At 44.7% G+C, this 20,636-nt stretch carries 16 protein-coding genes; 9 read left to right on the top strand and 7 right to left on the bottom strand.

All coding sequences use genetic code 11. The features are described 5' to 3' along the window. Window positions 1-59: 59 nt before the first annotated feature. The 4 genes from QEP08_RS00490 to QEP08_RS00475 all read right to left on the bottom strand — a co-directional run bounded on the left by QEP08_RS00490 (window position 60) and on the right by QEP08_RS00475 (window position 4,041). Window positions 60-1,379, bottom strand: a complete 1,320-nt coding sequence (locus QEP08_RS00490; protein ID WP_285054493.1) for a DUF3887 domain-containing protein — start codon at window positions 1,377-1,379, stop codon at window positions 60-62. Between the two features lie 11 nt (window positions 1,380-1,390). After that, complete coding sequence (locus QEP08_RS00485; RefSeq protein WP_285054492.1) at window positions 1,391-2,191, bottom strand: endonuclease/exonuclease/phosphatase family protein; 801 nt, start codon at window positions 2,189-2,191, stop codon at window positions 1,391-1,393. 80 nt (window positions 2,192-2,271) lie between these two features. Continuing rightward, complete coding sequence (locus tag QEP08_RS00480; RefSeq protein ID WP_285054489.1) at window positions 2,272-2,997, bottom strand: LytR/AlgR family response regulator transcription factor; 726 nt, start codon at window positions 2,995-2,997, stop codon at window positions 2,272-2,274. Between the two features lie 3 nt (window positions 2,998-3,000). Then, window positions 3,001-4,041, bottom strand: coding sequence for a sensor histidine kinase (locus tag QEP08_RS00475; protein WP_285054487.1), 1,041 nt, complete (start codon window positions 4,039-4,041; stop codon window positions 3,001-3,003). A gap of 250 nt (window positions 4,042-4,291) precedes the next feature. Between QEP08_RS00475 and QEP08_RS00470 the strand changes: the two genes are divergently transcribed. Then, on the top strand, window positions 4,292-6,514 hold the full coding sequence (locus tag QEP08_RS00470) for an outer membrane beta-barrel family protein (RefSeq protein ID WP_285054484.1): 2,223 nt from the start codon (window positions 4,292-4,294) through the stop codon (window positions 6,512-6,514). Between the two features lie 15 nt (window positions 6,515-6,529). Here QEP08_RS00470 and QEP08_RS00465 read toward each other — a convergent pair whose 3' ends face one another. Further along, a complete protein-coding gene (locus QEP08_RS00465) occupies window positions 6,530-7,483 on the bottom strand; it encodes a sugar phosphate isomerase/epimerase family protein (RefSeq protein WP_285054482.1) in 954 nt (317 codons plus the stop codon). Window positions 7,484-7,602: 119 nt separating this feature from the next. Between QEP08_RS00465 and QEP08_RS00460 the strand changes: the two genes are divergently transcribed. Then, window positions 7,603-8,325: a class I SAM-dependent methyltransferase gene (locus tag QEP08_RS00460; RefSeq protein ID WP_285054481.1), complete on the top strand. Its 723-nt coding sequence runs from the start codon at window positions 7,603-7,605 to the stop codon at window positions 8,323-8,325. A gap of 14 nt (window positions 8,326-8,339) precedes the next feature. Here the strand turns inward: QEP08_RS00460 and QEP08_RS00455 are convergent, their stop codons facing one another. Then, a complete protein-coding gene (locus QEP08_RS00455) occupies window positions 8,340-8,609 on the bottom strand; it encodes an energy transducer TonB (protein ID WP_285054478.1) in 270 nt (89 codons plus the stop codon). A 57-nt stretch (window positions 8,610-8,666) separates the two neighbouring features. Next, the gene (locus tag QEP08_RS00450; RefSeq protein WP_285054475.1) at window positions 8,667-9,239 is read right to left on the bottom strand and encodes a hypothetical protein; all 573 of its coding nucleotides are present in this window, start codon (window positions 9,237-9,239) and stop codon (window positions 8,667-8,669) included. Between the two features lie 113 nt (window positions 9,240-9,352). On the opposite strand from QEP08_RS00450, the gene QEP08_RS00445 reads away from it, so the two are divergent. The 7 genes from QEP08_RS00445 to QEP08_RS00415 all read left to right on the top strand — a co-directional run bounded on the left by QEP08_RS00445 (window position 9,353) and on the right by QEP08_RS00415 (window position 20,636). Continuing rightward, a complete protein-coding gene (locus QEP08_RS00445; RefSeq protein WP_285054472.1) occupies window positions 9,353-11,674 on the top strand; it encodes a DUF2339 domain-containing protein in 2,322 nt (773 codons plus the stop codon). Between the two features lie 16 nt (window positions 11,675-11,690). Further along, entirely contained in the window at window positions 11,691-12,896 is a 1,206-nt protein-coding gene (locus QEP08_RS00440; RefSeq protein ID WP_285054469.1) for a DUF3999 family protein, read from the top strand. Between the two features lie 73 nt (window positions 12,897-12,969). Continuing rightward, on the top strand, window positions 12,970-15,462 hold the full coding sequence (locus QEP08_RS00435) for a YfhO family protein (protein ID WP_285054468.1): 2,493 nt from the start codon (window positions 12,970-12,972) through the stop codon (window positions 15,460-15,462). A gap of 133 nt (window positions 15,463-15,595) precedes the next feature. Further along, on the top strand, window positions 15,596-16,168 hold the full coding sequence (locus QEP08_RS00430) for a dihydrofolate reductase family protein (RefSeq protein ID WP_285054466.1): 573 nt from the start codon (window positions 15,596-15,598) through the stop codon (window positions 16,166-16,168). 109 nt (window positions 16,169-16,277) lie between these two features. Further along, complete coding sequence (locus QEP08_RS00425; protein WP_285054463.1) at window positions 16,278-16,658, top strand: BlaI/MecI/CopY family transcriptional regulator; 381 nt, start codon at window positions 16,278-16,280, stop codon at window positions 16,656-16,658. Between the two features lie 21 nt (window positions 16,659-16,679). Beyond that, the gene (locus QEP08_RS00420; RefSeq protein WP_285054460.1) at window positions 16,680-18,383 is read left to right on the top strand and encodes a M56 family metallopeptidase; all 1,704 of its coding nucleotides are present in this window, start codon (window positions 16,680-16,682) and stop codon (window positions 18,381-18,383) included. A 12-nt stretch (window positions 18,384-18,395) separates the two neighbouring features. Next, a complete protein-coding gene (locus QEP08_RS00415) occupies window positions 18,396-20,636 on the top strand; it encodes an outer membrane beta-barrel protein (RefSeq protein WP_285054458.1) in 2,241 nt (746 codons plus the stop codon).

Raw genomic sequence — 20,636 nt, 5'->3', positions numbered from 1 at the left:
ACATTTGTTACCTAAGCAACAATTTTGCCACATCTGATAACCGAATGCATTTGTTACCCTTATTTAGATTTTATCCATGCCGCAATGTCATTTATCACAACCGGAGATACATTCGCCGGTACGCCGTATTGCTTTAAATCGCTTTTATCTTTTTGCGCAATCATCATATGGTTGAGTTCAGGATATAATTTTAGTGTGGCGGATTTTTTTGTACCTAAGGCTGTTTTCCACAGGTTGTAATCCGCAACGGAAACCTGGGAATCATTTGCGCCCTGAGCTACAAAAATCCGCTGACTGACCAGTTTTTTGGCCGTCGCTACCTGATTGTAAAGATTAAGATCGACCCAATAAGCAGCTGGAAGCCCAAAAAGACTCGAGTCCGGCTTTAAAGTCCCCAGCTTTGTGATCCTTGACCTGTTCAGTTCCTTTACCACGCTGTCGAGCTGTAACCTGCCTGCTTTTGTAGTATCTTTCTCCAGTTCAAACATATACCTGGTTTGCTCAACAATGAGGTCTGTCAGCTTCCGGGCCGGGGCAGCAAGCAAAATAACGCCTTTAAGATCAGGCGCCAATACAGCCGCTTTTGGTGCCATCATACCCCCAAGGCTGTGGCCAAGCAGGTAAATTTGTTTTTTATTTGCAGCGGGAATGGTCCTTGCCAGGGCGATTGCAGCCAGTGCATCATCCATTACTTCTTCTTTAACAGTAAATGTCCCGGCAAATTCCCGTGTATAGAGCATGGTCCTCTTTACGTAACGGATACTGGCAATTCCCTTTGAAGCTAAGCCGGAAGCCAGGTCTTTAAAAGGTTTATTGGGACCAAAGGTCTCATCCATGTCCTGCGGACCGGATCCGTGCACAAACACCACAATAGGATAAGTCGCTGCCTTTTTGGGCTCGGTCAATATGCCAACCAGGCTGTGCTTTGCGGTTTTCACATAAATCTCTTTTTCTTTATACAATGTAGTATCCGCATAGGCAGGTGTCAGATAGGCGGCCGCTTTGCGGCTTGGCTGAAGAAAAAACCCAACCATCTTTTCTGCTTTATCAAATGCGAGCAGAAAATCCTGACTGTCATTGGTAAACTTGCCCTCGAGGGTTACGACAAAATGCTCTCCCTCGCTCTTACTGCTGGTCACCTGGATATTTTCCAGTTTGCCCAGTTTTTCAGCCAGTTTAATCCAGATCTGTTTCACATTGTCCTCTGAAACTTTAGCCTGAAAATTGGCATCAAAAAAACCATAAGCCTCCGTATACTTTTCTTCTGAAAGGAGTTTAAAAAAATCTTCTGAACGGCCGATCATGTTCAGGATACCCTGTGAAAATGCCGAAGTTGTAAATAACAATAGGATAAAAAGTAATAAGCTAGTCCGCTTCATATCGGGTATATTTAGTTTTTAATTGTGTAAGTGACCACTACCGGCAGGTGGTCGGAGGCATGGATGTTCTGGAGGACCTGGTGACTGCTGACCTCAAAGGGGCTTCCCTTTTTCAGCATGACGAAATCTATTTCATTTCTGGGATTCAGGTCGGGACTGGTTGGCGCGCAGTCTGTCTGGCAGCTCCGGCTGAAATGTTGTTCCAGTATCCTCATGGCGGGGGTTGCAGCGGTGAGGTTAAAATCCCCGGCAAGGATCACAGTGTTTTTGCGCGACCCCAGTATTTTGTTTATTTCTGCTACCTGCAGTAACCTGTGCTCGTCTTTCAGGTCGAGGTGCGTACAGGCAAAATCAACTTTGATCCGGCCCGGAAGTGTGACATTAATTACTGCAAGGGAACGCTGCTCTGCTTTTAGTCCTTCTTTAAAAGGCAGCGGATGGCGTTCGCTCTTGTTGATCTTAAATTTTGACAGGATGGCAATGCCGTACTCCCCGCCTTCATGATCTATTCCTTTTGAAAAAAAAGCTTGCATGCCGGTAAGCTCCGTGAGCTTTTTCACTTCGTCTATATTTCCGCTTCTTTTGGTCAGCACATCCAGTTCCTGCAGGGCAACCAGGTCGGGTGCCTGTCCTTTGATGACCTCAGCAATTGCTTCCAAATCGATCAGGCCTTCCTTTGCGGGAGGATTCCCATGATGGATGTTATAGGTCATTATCTTTAATGTTCTCTGCTGCGCGTTTGCGTCGGGAGCAGCAAAACAAACTAAGAACAGCAGCAATGCTGTCAATAAATGACGTGTCAATACTTTCATACTTGTTTGAAGTGAGCGGTTTCTATAGCTGTGGATATAAACTGGTTTCTTTTTGCTCCGTAAATATATTCAAATAACTATCATTTCGAAAAGCCCAGTTCTTTAAACAGTGATTCTTTATAATTACTCCCTATCGGGATCTCCGTATTGCCTATAAATACACGGTTTCCTTCTATATGGCCAATTTTTGCTTTATTGATCAGAAACGAACGGTGAGTACGCAAAAAAAGCGACGCCGGCAGCAATTCCTCAAAATTTGAAAAGGGCATTTTGGGCATCAGGACACTTTTTTCCGTTACGATCCTGGTATAATTGCCCTGAGCTTCCGCGTAAAGCAGTTCATCATGCCTGATCTTATAGATCTTGCCATCAGTTTTGATGAAAATAAAATCTTCGGTCTTTGATGAAGCACCTGCGATAACCTGTTCGTCTTTTTTATCCGGTTTGGCCTGAAGCTTTTCAAATGCCTTGTCCACTGCGATGATAAACCGGTCAAAAGAAAAAGGTTTCAACAGGTAGTCGCAGGCCGCCAGGTCAAAAGCATCAGCAGCATATTCTTTATAAGCCGTGGTAAAGATGATCTGGGGCTGGTTTTTAAGCGTCTTTGCAAAAGAAACCCCGTCGATGACCGGCATATTAATGTCTAAGAATAAAATGTCGATGTGTTGTGACTGCAGGATGGTCTTCGCTTCCAGCGCATTTCCGCAGGAAGCTACGATATAGAGCATCTCCAAATGTTCGCAATAGCTTTTGATAATATCCCTGGCTATGGGTTCATCGTCGACAATCAGGCAATTGATCTTCATCCTTTATTTCATTTTTAACTGAAGTTCTACCGTGTAAAACAACTCATCACTTCTTACATTGAGCTCATGCGCATTGGGATATAGCAGTTCGAGTCTTTTATTCACGTTTGGAAGCCCCACACCCCCGCTCCTGTCCAGCATATTGTTTTCTTCCTCTTCCCGCCCATAGCTGTTCCTCACGGAGAAAAGGATGGAACTGCCCCATGTTCTAAGGCTAATATCTACAAATATCTCCGGCGAAGCTGTGTTCTTGGAATGTTTAAAGGCATTTTCTATAAATACGATCAGCAGCATGGGCGCAATCTTAATTTCCGGATCGATCATTTCCTCAAGATCTGTGCTCAGCACCAGCCTGTCGCCGATCCTTATCTTTTCAAATTCGATGTAGTTTTTGATATAGGCCATTTCATTTCTCAAAGGCACATATATTTCACTGGCATCATAAACGGAATACCGCAGTAATTCTGACAATTTGAGCAATAAAGGAGGTATTTTCTGATGGTCTGTAATGGAAAGCCCGTACAGGTTATTTAGGGTGTTGAACAAAAAATGAGGGCTCAGCTGGGACTGCAAAAGATTGAGTTCGCTCTGGCTATGTGCAGCCTCGCTTTTGGCCTCAGTCAGCTGATTTTGGGTAACCGCATGCATCACCTTGATCATAACCCCTGAGGCAATACTGATCAGTAAAAAAGGAAGCCAGAACAAGAGTAAATTGATAGCTGTACGTCCCGGGAGCGGGAAATCGGCGTGAAAGAAAAGCCAGGCCAGGCTGGCGATGATGAGTAAAGCCAGTCCGGCCAATACATCCTTCGGAAAGGTTTTTAAACCGGAGGCCCATACCTGTGAAATGTACCTTCCGGTAAAAACGCCCAGGATGAAAAAAACCGTAGCGGCAAAAGTAACCGAATCATCTGCATATACCTGTATGGATTCAACATATCCTTTTACAGCGATATAGATTGGAATACCTGCAACGCAAGCCAGTATGAGATACAGCTTATTGCCAAAAAAACCAAAGTCCGACCGCGCTTTTACTTTATTCATCTCTTTTTTGTTTGCAACAATTTTAACCATGCCACAAATCTGGACATCACACTGCTCTAATAAAAATCCAGCGGACGAAAAAGCCAAAATGAGTGACAGATGACCGTTTATGGGTTTCAGGCATTTTCGACACCCCATTTGCTGCTTCTGTCATCTGGTATCCAAGGTACAACATATTTTTTTCCCCGTCCAGTCGCATCATTCAATATTTGCATCATCAATAACCGAATCACCACTTAAAAAAATAAAAATGAAAACACGCCTCTTTCTTATTCTTGCATTAATCATCCCGATAGCAGGATTAACGCAAACAGTAGATAAAAACCCGATACAGAAAAAAGACACTACAAAAACAGCTGATCAGAACATCAACCTAAAGGAAGTGGTCATCAAATCCAAACGTCCGCTGATCCAGATGGAGATCGACAAGACTGTTGTAAACGTAGCCTCGATGATCAGCAGCGCCAGCAGCAATACGCTCGAAGTGCTGGAGAAAACACCCGGTGTAACTGTAAATGCAAACGGAGACATCAGTCTCAATGGCAGAGGCGGTGTGATGGTACTGATAGACGGCAGACCAACCTATATGGGGGGATCAGATCTGGCCAGTTACCTGAAATCAATTCCCGGAGGGAACCTGGACAAGATCGAACTGATGGACAACCCGCCTGCCAGGTATGATGCGGCCGGCAATGCCATCATCAATATCCGGATGAAAAAGAACAGGATCGGCGGGTTTACCGGGAACCTGTCATCGGGCTACACTCAGGGAAAATTTGCCAGGAACAACAACTCTTTGAACCTGAACTACAACTACAAAAAAATAAATGTATTCAGCAACATCGGCTACAGCCATGAAAAAAATTATTCTTCAGACAGCTACAACAGAAGTTTTTTCAGCCCGGCCGACGCGCCGGCTTCAAGAGTATTTCTGAACAATGAACAGGAATACAAAAACGACGGGCTCAATACCACCCTGGGTATAGACTATGCCGCAACACCAAATACAACCTACGGAATCCAGCTGGGATTAAATAAGAACAAAAAAAACGGCTACCTGAGTTCCAGCAGCGATAACTACAGTTTTGACACACTGGACAGTCTTGGCAGGGGATATACTACCGGCGGGGACGACAAGACCAATTTAAATACCAATTTCAACTTCACCCACAGGTTTGGCAAAAGCGGGAAAGAACTCAGTGCTGATGCCAGCTACCTGCGCTATAGAGGTATAGGCAACCAATCGCTTCAAAACCAGGTTTTCGAGCCCGGTGAACTACCCTTTAGCACCAATAATTTTATATACCACATCCCGGCCGTCATGAACATTTACACCGTCAAATCTGATTATGTCCATCCACTAAAGAACAAGGCAAAAATTGAAGCTGGATTCAAATGGAGCACCGTTAAGAATGACAATAAATCTGATTATTACCGGGTAGAGGACCAGCAGCAAACCATAGACAATGGCAGGTCCAACCATTTTAAGTACCGTGAAGATTTTAGCGCAGCTTATATCAGCACACAGAAGGCATGGAAACAGTTCGGCATACAGCTTGGTCTCCGCGCTGAACATACGAGTGCTGAAGGCATCCAGCTCGGAAACTCCGCAACAGCAGGCAGCAGTTTTACAAAGAGCTATACCCAATTCTTTCCGAGCGTATTCTTAAACTACAAGCTGGACACAGTTTCCAGAAATACACTGGCCTTTGCCCTGACCAGGAGAATCAACCGGCCAAACTATGAGGTACTCAATCCATTCGTATTTTACCGGGACCAGTATTCGTATACTTCCGGAAATCCTGAGCTGGAGCCTCAGTATCAATACCGCTATGAGCTTAAATATCAGTTCAAACAGACCCTGCGTATAGGTTTGAGTTATAACCATTTCACCAATGTGATCTTCAGGACCACCAATGTAGTCGACAACATTTTCATTACCAAACCTGAAAACGTAAGTGAGGGTTATATGCTCCTGCTAAATACCGGGGTATCCTTATCGCCAGCCAAATGGTGGTATTCCAACACAGATGTCCTGCTTTCAAAGATGGGACTTGACGGACAGGCCTATGGTGAAAAATTAAATCCCAGCACTTACGTCGCACGGATCAACCTGCTGAACCAGTTCCAGTTTGGGAAAGGCTGGAGCGGAGAACTGAGTGCTTATTATGCCAGCAGGGACCTAAACGGCCAAACGTTTACTGCGGGCATGTATCGCGCCAATGCAGGGCTGCAGAAAAAGATCCTGAAAGACAAAGGGAGCATCAGGTTCAATATGGATGATATTTTTCACAGCTGGAAATACGAAAACCGTTCCATAGCACTGAAGCAAGCTTATTCTTATCAGACCAGCGAATCAGACACCAGGAGATTCGGAATAGCCTTTACCTATAGTTTTGGCAGCGAAACCTTCGCAAGGAAAAGCAAACACAGGGACAATTCCCTGGACGAAGAAAAAGGCAGGATGCAATAAAAGAAAAGCGGGGTCTTATACCCCGGCTTTTTTTATGACTTCAAGCGTCTTCTTTAACCCTGTCGAAGCAACTTGCTGCAGATCTTCTTTCCAGTAGTTCGGGTTGTAAAGTTCCAGCGAAACACACCCTTTAAAGCCAGTCGCTTTCAGATCTTTTAAGATCTGCGGCAGTGGCAGGATACCGTCTCCGGGATAAACCCGGTGCTGGTCACCGAGATCTTCTATTGCGGATGGTGATGATGGTACATCACCAAACTGGAAAATAGCGATTGACTTGCCATCGATCATTTTCAGTCCCTCAAATCCACCTTCGGAAATGTACATGTGATAAGTATCAGGAATGATCATCGCCTTTGGATGATTGGCATCCATTGCGATACCCATTGCCTGTCCCATCGTTTTTACAGGCTGATATTTCACAAAAACCAGTGCCGGTTGTATATTATACTCTTTTAAGCCAATTTCTATAATGTCACGGTATCTGGCGGCAACCCATTTCTGATTGTAGTTGTCTCCTGCTGTATTTGGAATGGTCTGAATATGCTGTGCACCGATCTCTGACGCCATGCGCATCCGGTTCCGGGTATCTTTCAGTGACGCATCAAACAGTTCTCTGGTTGGCGGCAGGGCATTCCACAGACCAATAACACTTGGTACAAATAGCCCAAGGTCTTTGATCTCTTTCCCGAGGTCCTTCAGGTTTCCACCCTTAGCTTCAAATTCCTGCAGCTCACCGTCCCAGGGTTCAATTGCATCATAACCTGCTTTCGCCGCAATTTTCACTTTATCTTTTAAGGATGCCGGTCTGATCGTAGCGGTGTCCAGACAGATTGGCCACGGGCTTACGCCTTTTTGGTAGCGCTTATCTTTTCTTTCAGTTTTCGAAACGGGATTTCCAAGTGCCAGTGATGAGGTTCCGGAGATTAAGGCTGCAGCTGCGCCAAGATTAATGAAATTTCTGCGATTCATGGTTATATTTAGGTTTTATCGTTCTAATATAACAATTAAAATAATATGCCATTTCCATTGGCCGGTAACAATACGGAGAGTTACAATAAAAGCATTAGCTTTGATCAAAGATCAAAAATATGGCAACAGATTATTCAGAAAAGGCGAACAACGAGGAGATCAGGACAAGGTTTGACAATGATGTAGAACGGTTTTCAAACCTGGAAACCGGACAGCAGACCACCATTGATGCTCCGCTAACCATGGAATTGTGCACCGAAGCTGCAAAATATGTTAATCCAAATGCGAAAGAACTATTGGACATCGGTTGCGGTGCAGGTAACTACACTTTAAAAATGCTCAGCAAGATCCCGGACCTGAACTGTACTTTAAATGACCTGAGTCTTCCGATGCTGAAAAAAGCAAAAGAAAGGGCTGGTGCGCAGACTAAGGGCAATGTTGTTACCATACAAGACGACATGCGAAACCTTGACTTGCCTGAAGCTCATTTTGACATTGTACTGGCTGCTGCCACATTTCATCATTTACGTGGTGATGCAGATTGGGAACTTGTTTTCAGTAAGATCTACAAAACACTGAAGCCCGGTGGCAGCATCTGGATCTCAGACCTGATCGCCCATGATGCCGCACCAGTCAGCAAACTCTTTGAAGATAAATATGGCGCCTATCTGGAAACCCTGGGCGGCCCGGAATACCGTCAGAAAGTATTTGATTATATTGCTTATGAAGATACTCCACGCTCGCTGAACTACCAGTTAGAACTGTTGAAAAAAGTGGGATTCAGGGCCACAGAAGTCTTGCACAAGAATTCTTGTTTCGCCGCATTTGGGGCGATAAAATAGAATCCTTTAAGGAATCACTGCATTGAAAATGATATGGGAAGGTTGTATTTCACCCTTACAGCTTTCCCGTTCTGAATGCCGGGCACCCAAGCTGGTGAATTCCGGATCGCTTTCACTGCTGCTTCATCGCAGCCATAGCCCAAACCCCGAACTACCATTACATCGGCAACAGAGCCATCCTCCTGTATCACAAAAGACAGGTATACCTTTCCGGCAATATGTTTGTCGTAAGCTTCAGCTGGATATTGGAGCGCATCCCTCAGATATTTTGCAAAACCCTCCATTCCACCTTTAAACTGTGGAGGTGAGTCGATTTTAGGCTGATACCCCTGACCTGTTTCTCACTGCAGGTATGCAGGCTTAAATTTTTTAACGGCCACTACTCTAAAAATATCCGGATCCGTAACGGCATATATGAGCTCTATTGTATCATCTACATTAAGGTAGTGAGCTGGATTGCCAATTGTTTTTGATAGTATCTTGTGGTTGGCATGAAATTCCAGTCTGGCGACCAGTTTATATTTGTTCCATCGGCGGCCGGAACGTTTTTTAAACACCTCTGTGACCCTTCCATAAGTAGTCATCCCTTCCCTGGCGAGCAATCCCTTCTCATAGCCGGACCGTAGCTTTGAGATTCCAAAAATCGCAGGCAGCCAGATCAGAAATACAATACCTGGAGTAAAAGCTGCTTTCCAGGGATGCTGGTTCCAAAGTTTAAAAAAAGTCAGCAGGATATGCAGCGCTATGGCACATGTACCGGCAAAAACAAAAAAGCCTGCAGAGACAATCACTTTAGCATATATCCCTGTAATGCAGCTTGCGATCATCAGGATCAAAAGCACAACAGCGCCGATTGTTTTAGTCTTTGTGTTTGAAACGGGTTTCGAAATTTCCTTCTTATCTTCAATGATCATGAGCGCGTATTTTAAAGCAATAATAATAAAAACACAAAACCGTTAAGGTGCCATCTGTTAAAATCCTGCTATATTTATTGAAATATAGTTAATGCTCAAAAAAACTAAACAGGATGAATCATTCCGAACAAATAAACCTGCTGTTGCTCAAGCTGGAGAACCTTCAGGTCAGAAATGAAGGTTTTGCAGCAGAGATCAAAGCACTCAAACAAGAGATCAGGTCATTGCAATCGCGAGATACTGCAACCGCAGAAACTGTTCTTGATATACCCCTGCCTCAGGCAGAACGAACACCTGTTTTTTCACAGCCGGCAGCTTCAGCACAAACAAGCTTTAGTGATAAGTTTAAACGGGAGAACCTCGGAAAATCCGATTTTGAGAAGTTCATCGGTGAAAACCTGATCAGCAAGCTGGGTATCCTGATCCTGATCCTTGGCGTAGGTGTTGGCGCAAAATACGCCATCGACCATGACATGGTCAGTCCCCTGACCCGGATTGTGCTCGGCTACCTGGTGGGTATTTGCCTGATGGCATTTGCTATAAAGCTTAAAGCTAAATACGAAGGCTTCTCTGCTGTACTGGTAAGCGGCGCCATTGCCATTATGTATTTCATCACCTATGCAGCATACGATTTTTATACGCTGATCCCCCAGACGATGGCCTTTGGGCTGATGGTGGTATTCACCTCCTTCGCAGTCGTTGCCGCCACTCAATACAACAAACAGATCATTGCACATATTGGTCTGGTTGGTGCATATGCGGTGCCTTTTTTACTGAGTGACGGATCCGGAAAAGTAGTGGTTTTGTTCAGTTACATGACCATCATCAACACTGGCATCCTGGTTCTGAGCTTTAAAAAACACTGGAAACCACTATTTTATGTCTCTTTTGGGGTAACCTGGCTGATCTTTCTGGCCTGGCGTCTTGATCTGGGTTCGGACGATAACCACTTCAATACTTCCTTGTTGTTCTCCGCACTTTTCTTTATGATATTCTATGTGACCAACCTGGCATACAAAGTCAATAAAGCAGAAACTTTTGCCTTTGGGGATGTGGTCGTTATCCTGCTGAATTCGTTCATCTATTATGGAATAGGGTATTTTGTTTTGTCTGAAAACAAAACCGGCGCTGAACTGCTGGGCATATTTACACTCATCAATGCCATTGTCCATTTCATAGTCAGCCTCATCATTTATAAAAAGAAGCTGGCCGATAAAAAGCTCTTCTACCTGATTTTAGCCATGGTGATCACCTTCATTACAATGGCGGTTCCGGTACAGCTCAATGGTGGCTGGGTTACAGTATTCTGGGCTATAGAAGCAGCAGTTCTGTTTTATCTTGGCCGTGAGAAGAAGATCACCATTTACGAAAGGCTGTCTTTCCCGCTGATATTCCTGGCTTTTTTTAGTCTGCTGCAAGACTGGACCGAATATTTTAAGCCTTTTGAGGATACACCGGAAACGATAAAACCCATTCTGAATGTTGGTTTTCTGACGGCCTGTATTTTCATTGCAGCCTTTACCTGGATGCTCAGCATCAGCAGAAAGCAAATCGACGACCCGCAAAGACCGGTAAAGATCGATCGGATACTGACCTTTGCCATCCCTTCCATCCTGATGCTGGTCGCCTACATGACTTTCAGGATCGAGATTGTCAAATATTTTGATGGAAGACTGCTGCAGACTCAAATAAGGCTCAATCCTTCACAAAAAACGGATTATCCATCATTTGCGTCCAACTACGATTACGAATTGCTGAAAACAGCCTGGATCTTTATCTACAGCTTGTTCTTTGCCGCTGCGCTGACCCTGTTCAACCTGAAAAAGCTTAGGAATGAAAACCTGGCAACAGCGAATATCGTGATCAGCCTGCTGGTTATACTGGCCTTCCTGCTACAGGGCTTATACAACTTAAGTGTACTGAGAGACAGTTACCTGCTTCAGGGCAATAAGTATTTCATCAGCGGCCCGGTCAATATTGTAATCAGGTATGTTTCGCTGGCATTTTTAGCCCTGCTCCTGCTCATGTGCTACCGCCTGAGCCGCTCAGAATTATTGAAACAAAAGCTTCGCAGTGCATTTGACTATTTACTGTACATTTCACTGCTTTGGGTACTGAGCAGTGAACTGATCAATATCATTTCCCTCTCAGGTTTAGATGGCAGCTACAAACTCGGACTCAGTATCTTATGGGGCGTATACGCGCTGTTCCTGATCAGTATGGGCCTGGCAAAAAAGAAAAAACACCTGCGCATAGGGGCCATCGTACTCTTCGGCATCACGCTGGTCAAACTCTTTTTATATGACATTGCTTACCTCGATACCATCGCAAAGACCATTGTTTTTGTGTCTCTGGGTGTACTGCTGCTCATTATTTCTTTCCTTTACAACAAGTACAAACATTTAATTACTGATGATGCTAAAGCTGAAGACTAACCTTTTTTTACTGTGCATGATACTTGTTCAGGGGTTAAGCGCGCAAACGGACAGTTATAAATATAAACGCGCGATCAGCGGAGTGACCGCAACCTGGCACACACTGCAGTTGCCGGACCAGATGCTAAAGCACATACAGCCAGGTTTTGGAGACCTCAGGATCTATGGAATCAACGGGAAAGATACCCTTGAGGTCCCTTATATCTTAAAACAGAGGGCCGATAAGATCAGCAGCACTGAAATTGATTTTAAACAGCTCAACCAGTCGGTGAATGAAAACGGATATTATTTCACCTTTCAGTCGCCCGCGGCAAACACCATCAACCAGATCGTCCTCAGTTTTAAACAGGCAAATTTCGATTGGAAAACAAATCTGGAAGGCAGCAATGACAATAAAGAATGGTTTAAGATCCTGAACAATTACCGGATTTTGTCGATCAAAAATAGCGATACTGATTATGAATTTACCAGATTAAACTTTCCGGATGCCAAATTTCAATACTTCAGAATCTTGTTGAAAAGCCCTGTTCAGCCGGTATTGGTGTCCGCCAAAATTGCGAAAACAGACACCGTTAAAGGCGTCTATAAAAAAATCAGTCACAGGCCGCTCAGGATCACAAAAGACGCCGTTACAAAGGCAAGCACAATTGATGTCAGTTTAGATGGCCTGGTCCCGGTTTCCTACCTGAAGATCAATGTCCAAAGCGATTTCGATTTTTACAGGGCGGTCAAAATTGAATACGCGACCGACAGTTTTAAAACAGACAAGGGAATTCAATACAATTATTCAGACTTATATGAGGGCAACATCACCTCTTTGGAAAAACCTGAGTTCAATTTTGACAACACCACCGCTTCAAGATTACGGATCACCATTCAAAACAATGACAACAAGCCTTTACGCATCAGGGATCTGGAACTGAAAGGCAATATCTACGAGTTGATAGCCCGCTTTGATGACCCAAAATACACCTATGCCCTGTTGTATGGAAACCCGGATGTCGCGGCGCCAAGTTACGACATCGAAAAATTTGAGCAGAAAATCCCGGCTAATGTAAGCGCTATCGTTGTCGGTGAGCAGCAAAACAACCCCGCTTATATCATAAAAACTGAAAAACCTTTATTTGAGAATAAAGCCTGGCTTTGGGGATTAATGGCCGTCATCATTATTCTGCTGGGTTGGTTCTCTTTTAAAATGCTGAAGAACTCTTCTGGCAGCTAAGGTTTTGAATTTTATTTTACTTTCTTTACGGAAAGTTTTAACCCATTTAGTTTAATTTATTCTATTACGTTCCATGAAAAAGTGGTTTCAGTCCAATTATATTCATTTTGTGATCATTGCCATTTTTCTGGCTTTGTGCCTCATTTACTTTAGTCCAGCAATGCAGGGCAAAGTACTTTACCAAAGTGATGTGATGGAAGCCCAGGCCATGTCCAAAGAGATCATGGATGTAAAAGCCCAAACCGGGACAGCTCCGTTGTGGACAAATTCCATGTTCGGCGGAATGCCTGCTTTTCAGATCTGGGCCAGATATCCGGGAAACATGACTACCTATGTAATCGATTTTCTGAAAAATGTATTTCCAGATCCTGTTGACACCATTCTATGTTTTTTTCTGGGATCTTACTTCCTGCTGAATGTATTGAAAATGAAACCCTGGCTGGCAGCGGCGGGCGCGGTTGCCTTTACGTTCAGTTCCTATAACTTCATTTACATCTTGGCAGGCCATAGCAACCACGCCATGGCTATGGCTATTTTTGCACCTGTCCTGGGTTCGATCCTGCTGACTATGCGGGGCGGAAAATATCTGTTGCCCGGCAGTGTGCTCACCGCCTTCTTTTTAGCACTGGAGATCAGGACAAACCACGTCCAGATGACCTATTACTTGTTCATCATTATCCTGATATTCATGCTGATAGAACTCTACCATGCTATTTCCACAAAGCAGGGTAAAACATTTTTTAAGGCGGTTGCCTGCCTGGCTGGAGCAGTCCTGCTTGCGGTGGCCATCAATGCCGGCTCGCTTTGGTCAACCTGGGAATATGGTCAGGAGTCCATCCGCGGCAAGTCAAACCTGACGCAAAAAGGACCAAACGCAAGTTCGGGCCTAGACAGGGATTATGCGTATCAGTACAGTCAGGGCGTCGGTGAAATATCAACCTTCCTGGTTCCAAATATGTACGGCGGCGCTTCCAATGACAAATTCCCTCCGGGAGAATCTGAAGTTGCCAAAGCACTGGTTAAAAACGGAATGGACCAGGGGCAGGCTCAGCAGATCGTAGATCAGCTTAATCAGGGCGGTGCATTAAGACCTTACTGGGGAGACAAGCCAAGCACCGCGGGCTCATGGTACTTTGGCTCCATTGTCATCTTCTTGTTTATCCTCGGCCTTTTTATTGTGAACAACCGGTTTAAATGGTGGATCGCAAGCACTTCTTTTCTTTTTATCTTTCTTTCCTTCGGCAGGAATTTCCCACTGGTATCAGATCTGTTTTTTGACTACGTCCCGATGTACAATAAGTTCAGATCTGTTGATTTCGCATTGGCAGTACCTGCGTTTCTGTTTCCTTTGCTCGCTTTTTTAGCTTTAAAGGAACTCATTGACCAAAAAGACAAGCGTAAAGAACTTCCCAAAAAACTCCTGCATTCGTTTTACATTACTGCCGGGATATTATTGCTGATCCTGTTCGTTCCCGGTGTTTTATTTGATTTTAAGACCGCGTCGCACCAGGAATTTCTCGCACAGCTTACTCAGGCCTTTGGCGGCAATTCAACAGTTGCAAGCGCCATTGGTGAAGGCCTGGTCGGCGATAGAATAGCACTTGCACGTGCAGATGCGCTGCGCTCACTGATCTTTGTCAGCATAGGATTTGGCACGCTCTGGTTCATGATGAAGTCAAAAATAAAAACGGAAGCAGCCGCCATCATTTTGGGCGTTGCTATACTCATCGACATGTGGGCCGTAGACCGCAGGTATTTAAATAACAGCAATTTTTATGACAAATACCAACTGAAGCAGAATTTTCAGCCGACAACCGCAGATCAGCAGATTATGGCAGACCCTGCGCTCAACTACCGCGTAATTGACCTTTCCAGGGGATCGCAGAGCAATCCTTTTTTTGATGCTTCAGCTTCCTACTTTCACAAATCTGTAGGCGGAAGACATTCAGCAAGGCTGCAGCGCTATGACGAAATGGTCAGCACACAGTTTAATGGCAAGATCAACGAACCAATCCTGGATATGCTCAACACGAAGTATATCATTGCAACTGATAGCGCCTCTCCGGTACCGAAAGCTGTGCGGCGTCCAACTGCTTTGGGCAATGCCTGGTTTGTAAAGGATTTGAAAGTCGTAAAGAACGCAGACGAGGAAATGGAAGCCATCGGCAATTTTGATCCGAAAACGACTGCCGTTGTGGAGAAGACCAATTTTATGGCAAATGCGTACATTTCAAAAACCCCTTTTAAAACCGGCAAGATCGAATTGCTCAGCTACCATCCGGATCACATGAAGTATAAATATGAACTCGACGGAGATGCCAAAGCCATATTCTCCGAGATTTGGTATGACAAAGGCTGGAATGCATATGTGGATGGTAAGAAAATTAATTATTTCAGGGCCAATTATATCTTGAGGGGGGTTTGTTTAGGAAGGGGAAGCCATATCCTGGAATTCAAGTTTGAGCCCGCTTCTTATCTGGTTGGAGACAAGATCTCAATGGTAAGTTCCATATTACTGGTTCTTGCCGGGGGCCTTACGTTATACAGGTTGAGGAAAAAAAAGTAGAATAAACTCAACGACCCTGGTCGCATTCTACCCTGCTTTTGTCACTATTGCCCGTTTATCTGAGCACCAAAACCCACTAAGTTTGTTTTAAGTAGAGAATCCTAAGGTTCGTTTAAACATCTTAAAATTAGTTATGAGAAAAGTAATCGTTCAGGAATTTGTAACCATAGACAACTTCGCGGCTCAACAAGACAAAGGATTAGGTTTTATGCCCCAAACGGCACCGAATGACCAGGAAAATACTGCAGAAAAAAACCAGCTGCGTTTTATAGAAACACTGGATACCATGATCATGGGCCGAAACACTTATGAAATGTTCAGGCAATACTGGCCTTCGGCGACCGAAATCATCGCACCTAAACTAAATGCGCTTAAGAAGATCGTTTTTTCCAGCACACTTGATGAGGCGCCATGGGGAGATTTTGAGCCCGCTACCCTGAGTTTTGTTGATGCCAGAGAAGAGATCGCACGGCTTAAAGAATTGCCCGGAAAGGACATCGTTATTTGGGGCAGCCTGACCCTGGTACGATCCCTGTACGGCAGCGGTGTAATTGACGAATACTCGCTGATTATCTGCCCTGCTATCCTTGAAAAAGGAATCCGGTTGTTTACAGAGGGAAGTGCAATGAATGATCTTGAGCTGATTGAAACCAAAACTTTTACCCGTGGTTTTATCCAGCTTAGATATGGAATAACTCGTTCATAGAAAGGTTTACAGTCGCTCAAAGAGTTTCAGTGCGACAGAAAATTCACAGATTCAGAAAAAATATGTTAAATAAATTTGCATCGTACGATTTTAATCGTATGTTTGTTTTATGGAACCTAAAATAGAACCTTCAAAAGCAGAGTTAGACATATTGACCGTCATTTGGAAACATGGGCCAAATACAGTCAGGTTTGTGCACAACCAATTGTCACTGATCAAAGAGGTCAATTACACCACTACTTTAAAACAAATGCAGCTCATGGCTGAAAAAGGTTTGCTGACCAGAGATGAAAGCAGCATGACCCACATTTACAGTGCTGCCGAAGAACCAAGCAAAACCAAAAGCCATTTACTGGACAGGTTTGTGAACCACATCTATGATGGCTCAGCAGGGAATCTTGTGATGCAGCTGCTGGACAACAAGAATGCTTCGTCTGAAGACCTGAAGATCATCAGGGACATTTTGAACAAGCTGGATCAACAAAAATAACCATTATTAATCACCTGAATTATGGAACAGATCTTAAACACCATTTTACTTTACTCCCTGGCATTTGGCCTGGTACTGGCTTTACTGACAGGGCTTACGCTGGCACTTACCCGCTCAGCGAGTCCTATATTGCGCTACCGCATCCTGGTCACATTACTGGGTTTATTTACTGCGGGCATTGTTGCAACCGGGGTTTTTAAGCTCAACAGCCTGAACACTGCTGCACAAGCTCCCGGCGCTCAAATATTGCCTCAAAAGGAAACTGGCGCCCCAAATGTGGTCATAACAGACAGGGATCCATTAAGTGCTGTTACTAAAGACCTGATCACATTGAGCAGGGATTTTATGGACAACAACGCAAGGACCATCGCGCTCATCTGGCTATTCATTGTCCTGGTCAAAAGCATCAAACTCAGCAGCAATCTGTTTGAACTCCACTATCTGAAAACCCGGAAAATATATCCGGCAGGCAGACACTGGGAGGACCAGGTATTGAGATTGTCCAGACAGATGGGCTTGAATAAAGCTGTCGGGATCGTACAATCCGGCCTGACGCAGGTACCGCTTGTCATCGGGCATTTTAAGCCTGTGATCCTGATTCCTCTGGGTATGATCACTGCCATCAGACCAAAGGAAATAGAAATGATGATACTGCATGAGCTGGCGCACATCAAACGGATGGATTTCCTGGTCAATATGTTGCAGCATGTACTGGAATTGCTGTTCTTCTTCAACCCTGCAGTGTTGTGGACTTCGGCAATGATCCGCAAAGAAAGGGAAAACTGCTGTGATGAAATGGTATTGCAAAATGCAGATGAAAAATACAGCTATATCCAGGCGCTGCTGTCGTTTAAGGAATACCAGTTAAACGTCCCTGCCTATGCCATGGCATTTGCCAAAGAAAGCAATCTGATCACAAGGGTAAAACGTATGGTTTACCGAAAAAATGTCACACTGAATTCTATTGAAAAGGGTTGCATGCTGATCGCTGTAATGCTGCTCTGCAGTTTTAGCGTACTCCGCTCGACAGACTCTGCTGTTCAGCCTGTTAAATTTCAGGATCCTGTTGTGAAAAAAGAAAAATCCACGGCCAGACCTGCAGCTGCAACGCAGAAACCTGCTTCCCCAAAACAAAAGAAGGAACGACCTGCCGCAAAAATCAGTCCTTCTGTAACCACAACAAAAGCCGGTGCTGCTGTTGAAGATAAGACCGAACCGGAAATCTCTGTAAGCATCAATTCAAACAGCAACACCGATACCAATGCCTCTGCCAATGTCTCTGTAAACATAGATCATAAGCTCGTCGAGAATTTTGCTTCGAACCTGACCTCAACGGTGCTCAGTGCCATAAATATGGCATTAGACAGCAGTCTGCATTATTCATCGGTAACCCTTAACGCAGACCCGCAAGTGAAACTGAACCCTATAGCCACTCCAAACCCAAAGGTAAAGCTTTCGCCATTAACAAAAGTCGAAGCAAAGACTTCAGATCTGACCCAGGACCTGATCAAGGCGCTGGAAAAAGCAGGCATTGATACCAAAGGTGAGCGGTTCCGCTTCCACATCAGCAATAAAGAACTGACCGTAAATGGCAAAAAACAGACTGAAGCCCTAAAGAATGCTGTACTCAGGAATTTCCTGAAGTCTCCGGAAGACACGATTGATTTTTCATATAACCGTGATGGTAAATCGGTAAGTACAGTGAGCAGCTACCACACTAAATAAACAAAGACAAATATGACCAGCTCTTTTTTAAGGATGATTTTCATCCTCTGGATAACTATTGTCCCGATTTTAGCAACAGCCCAATCCAACCCTGCTCAAAAAAAAGATACTACGGCACATAAAACTGATACCCTGAAGAAACCGGTAGACCTTAAAGAGGTGAAGATCAGCGGAAAAAAAAGTTTTATAGAACACAAAATAGACCGTACCGTGGTCAACGTTGATGCCCTGATCTCCAATGCGGGCAGCAACGCGCTGGAGGTTCTGGAGAAAGCCCCGGGGGTGATGGTGGATCAGGATGGAAAGATCAGCCTGAAAGGCCAGCAGGGTGTAGTCGTACTCATCGACAACCGCCCTACTTACCTGTCAGTAGCCGCGCTGGCCGCCTACCTGAAATCACTTCCTTCGGGCAGTATCAGCCAGATTGAACTTATTCCCAATCCCCCCGCCCGCTACGATGCGGCCGGGGGCGCCGGGGTCATCAACATCCGCACGAAGAAATCAATGATCAGCGGCTGGAACGGATCTATAAATATGGGTGCAGGGTACTCTCCGAATTGGCGGCACAACGAGAGCATCGATCTGAACTACCGCAAAAATAAATTCAATTTATTTACCAATCTCGGTTACAATAAAACCGATACCAAGAGGGATCTGGACATCAACCGCTGGTTTTACGATCAGGACCAGCAGCTGACTTCAGCTTTTATGCAAAGTACGGTGTTCCGCAACAGGAACAAAACGCCAAATGTCAAAGCAGGCATGGACTTCTACGTCAGCGAAAAGACCACGCTGGGTTTCGTCTTTACCGGATCCTACAACAAAGGCCGCAACCGGAAAGAAGTGACAGCTGCTGCGACAGGGCCTGCCGGACAAACGGATTCATTGATCAGCGCACTGAATTCAGAACGTTCGAAACTGAACAGCAACGGAATCAATTTCAATTACAGCCATAAGTTTGACAGCCTGGGCCGCGAGCTCAGCTTTGATCTTGACCACATCAGGTATAGTGCCAGAACGGACCAGTCGTTTGCCAACAGGATCTTTAATACGGCAAACAACAGTACCACGACTGAAGACCTGCTGGCTGAACTTCCTTCAGACATTGCCATTTATTCAGCAAAGGGCGACTACGAGCAGCCTCTGGCACATAAAGCCAAATTCTCGGCCGGGGTGAAGGCCAGCTTTGTGAACACCGATAATACTGCAGATTATTTTATCCGTCAGGAGGATGCGCTGCTGGTAGACAACGAAAAGACCAATCATTTCCGGTACAAAGAAAACATCAACGCTGCCTATGTGAATTTCAGCAAGGAATGGGAGAAATGGAGTGTACAAACCGGGCTGCGGATGGAACAGACCAATATGAAAGGACACCAGCTTGGCAATGGGTTACGCCCGGATTCCTCCTTTTCACAGCACTATACCAATCTATTTCCAACGGTTTATCTTTCCTACAAACTGGACAGCGCCAAAAACAAACTGACATTATACTATGGGAAACGGGTCAGACGACCTTACTACCAGGACCTGAACCCCTTTATTTTCTTACTGGATAAGTTCACCTACTTTGCCGGCAACCCTTACATCAGGCCGGAGTTTGCCCACAAGATCGATCTCAATTTTAACCACAACAACAAGATCAGCATTGATCTTTTTTACAACGTTACCTCTTCGAAGATTTCCGAAGTCATCGAGCAGGAAAAAGGCATTTTCATCAGCAGGACGGGAAATATCGGGAAGATGCATTTTTACGGGGGTTCCGTTAACCTGAACCTGAAAGCAGGAAACTGGTATACGTTAAATATGTACAGTGAAGCCGTCAAAATTGATTTTAGCGGCTTGCCCGGCAATGAGGATAATACGGTACAGAGCTTTTACTTTTATGTCAGTCCAAATAACCAGTTTAATTTTGGAAAGGGATGGAGCGGAGAACTGAGTGCCATGTACGTAACACCCAACCAAAGTGCGCAGTTCAAAACGAAAGTGCTTTACAACATCAACACAGGTATACAGAAGAAAATCCTCGGAGATAAAGGTACCCTGAAATTTACTTTACGTGATGTGCTGAACCGCTTCCGGCCGCAGGGTGAAATACTCAACATTCCACAGACCCGGGCCACTTACCGCAATATTTTCGACAACCGGATAGGCCTCCTCTCTTTCAGCTACAGTTTCAGTAAGGGGGCTTCCGTAACAAAGAAGCGCAATACAGGCGGAGCCGGAAACGAGGTGGAAAGGGTGAAAAACTAA

Source organism: Pedobacter ginsengisoli, from assembly GCF_030244015.1.
GTDB classification, from domain to species: Bacteria; Bacteroidota; Bacteroidia; order Sphingobacteriales; family Sphingobacteriaceae; genus Pedobacter; species Pedobacter ginsengisoli.
This window is presented reverse-complemented; position numbering and strand designations above follow the sequence as displayed.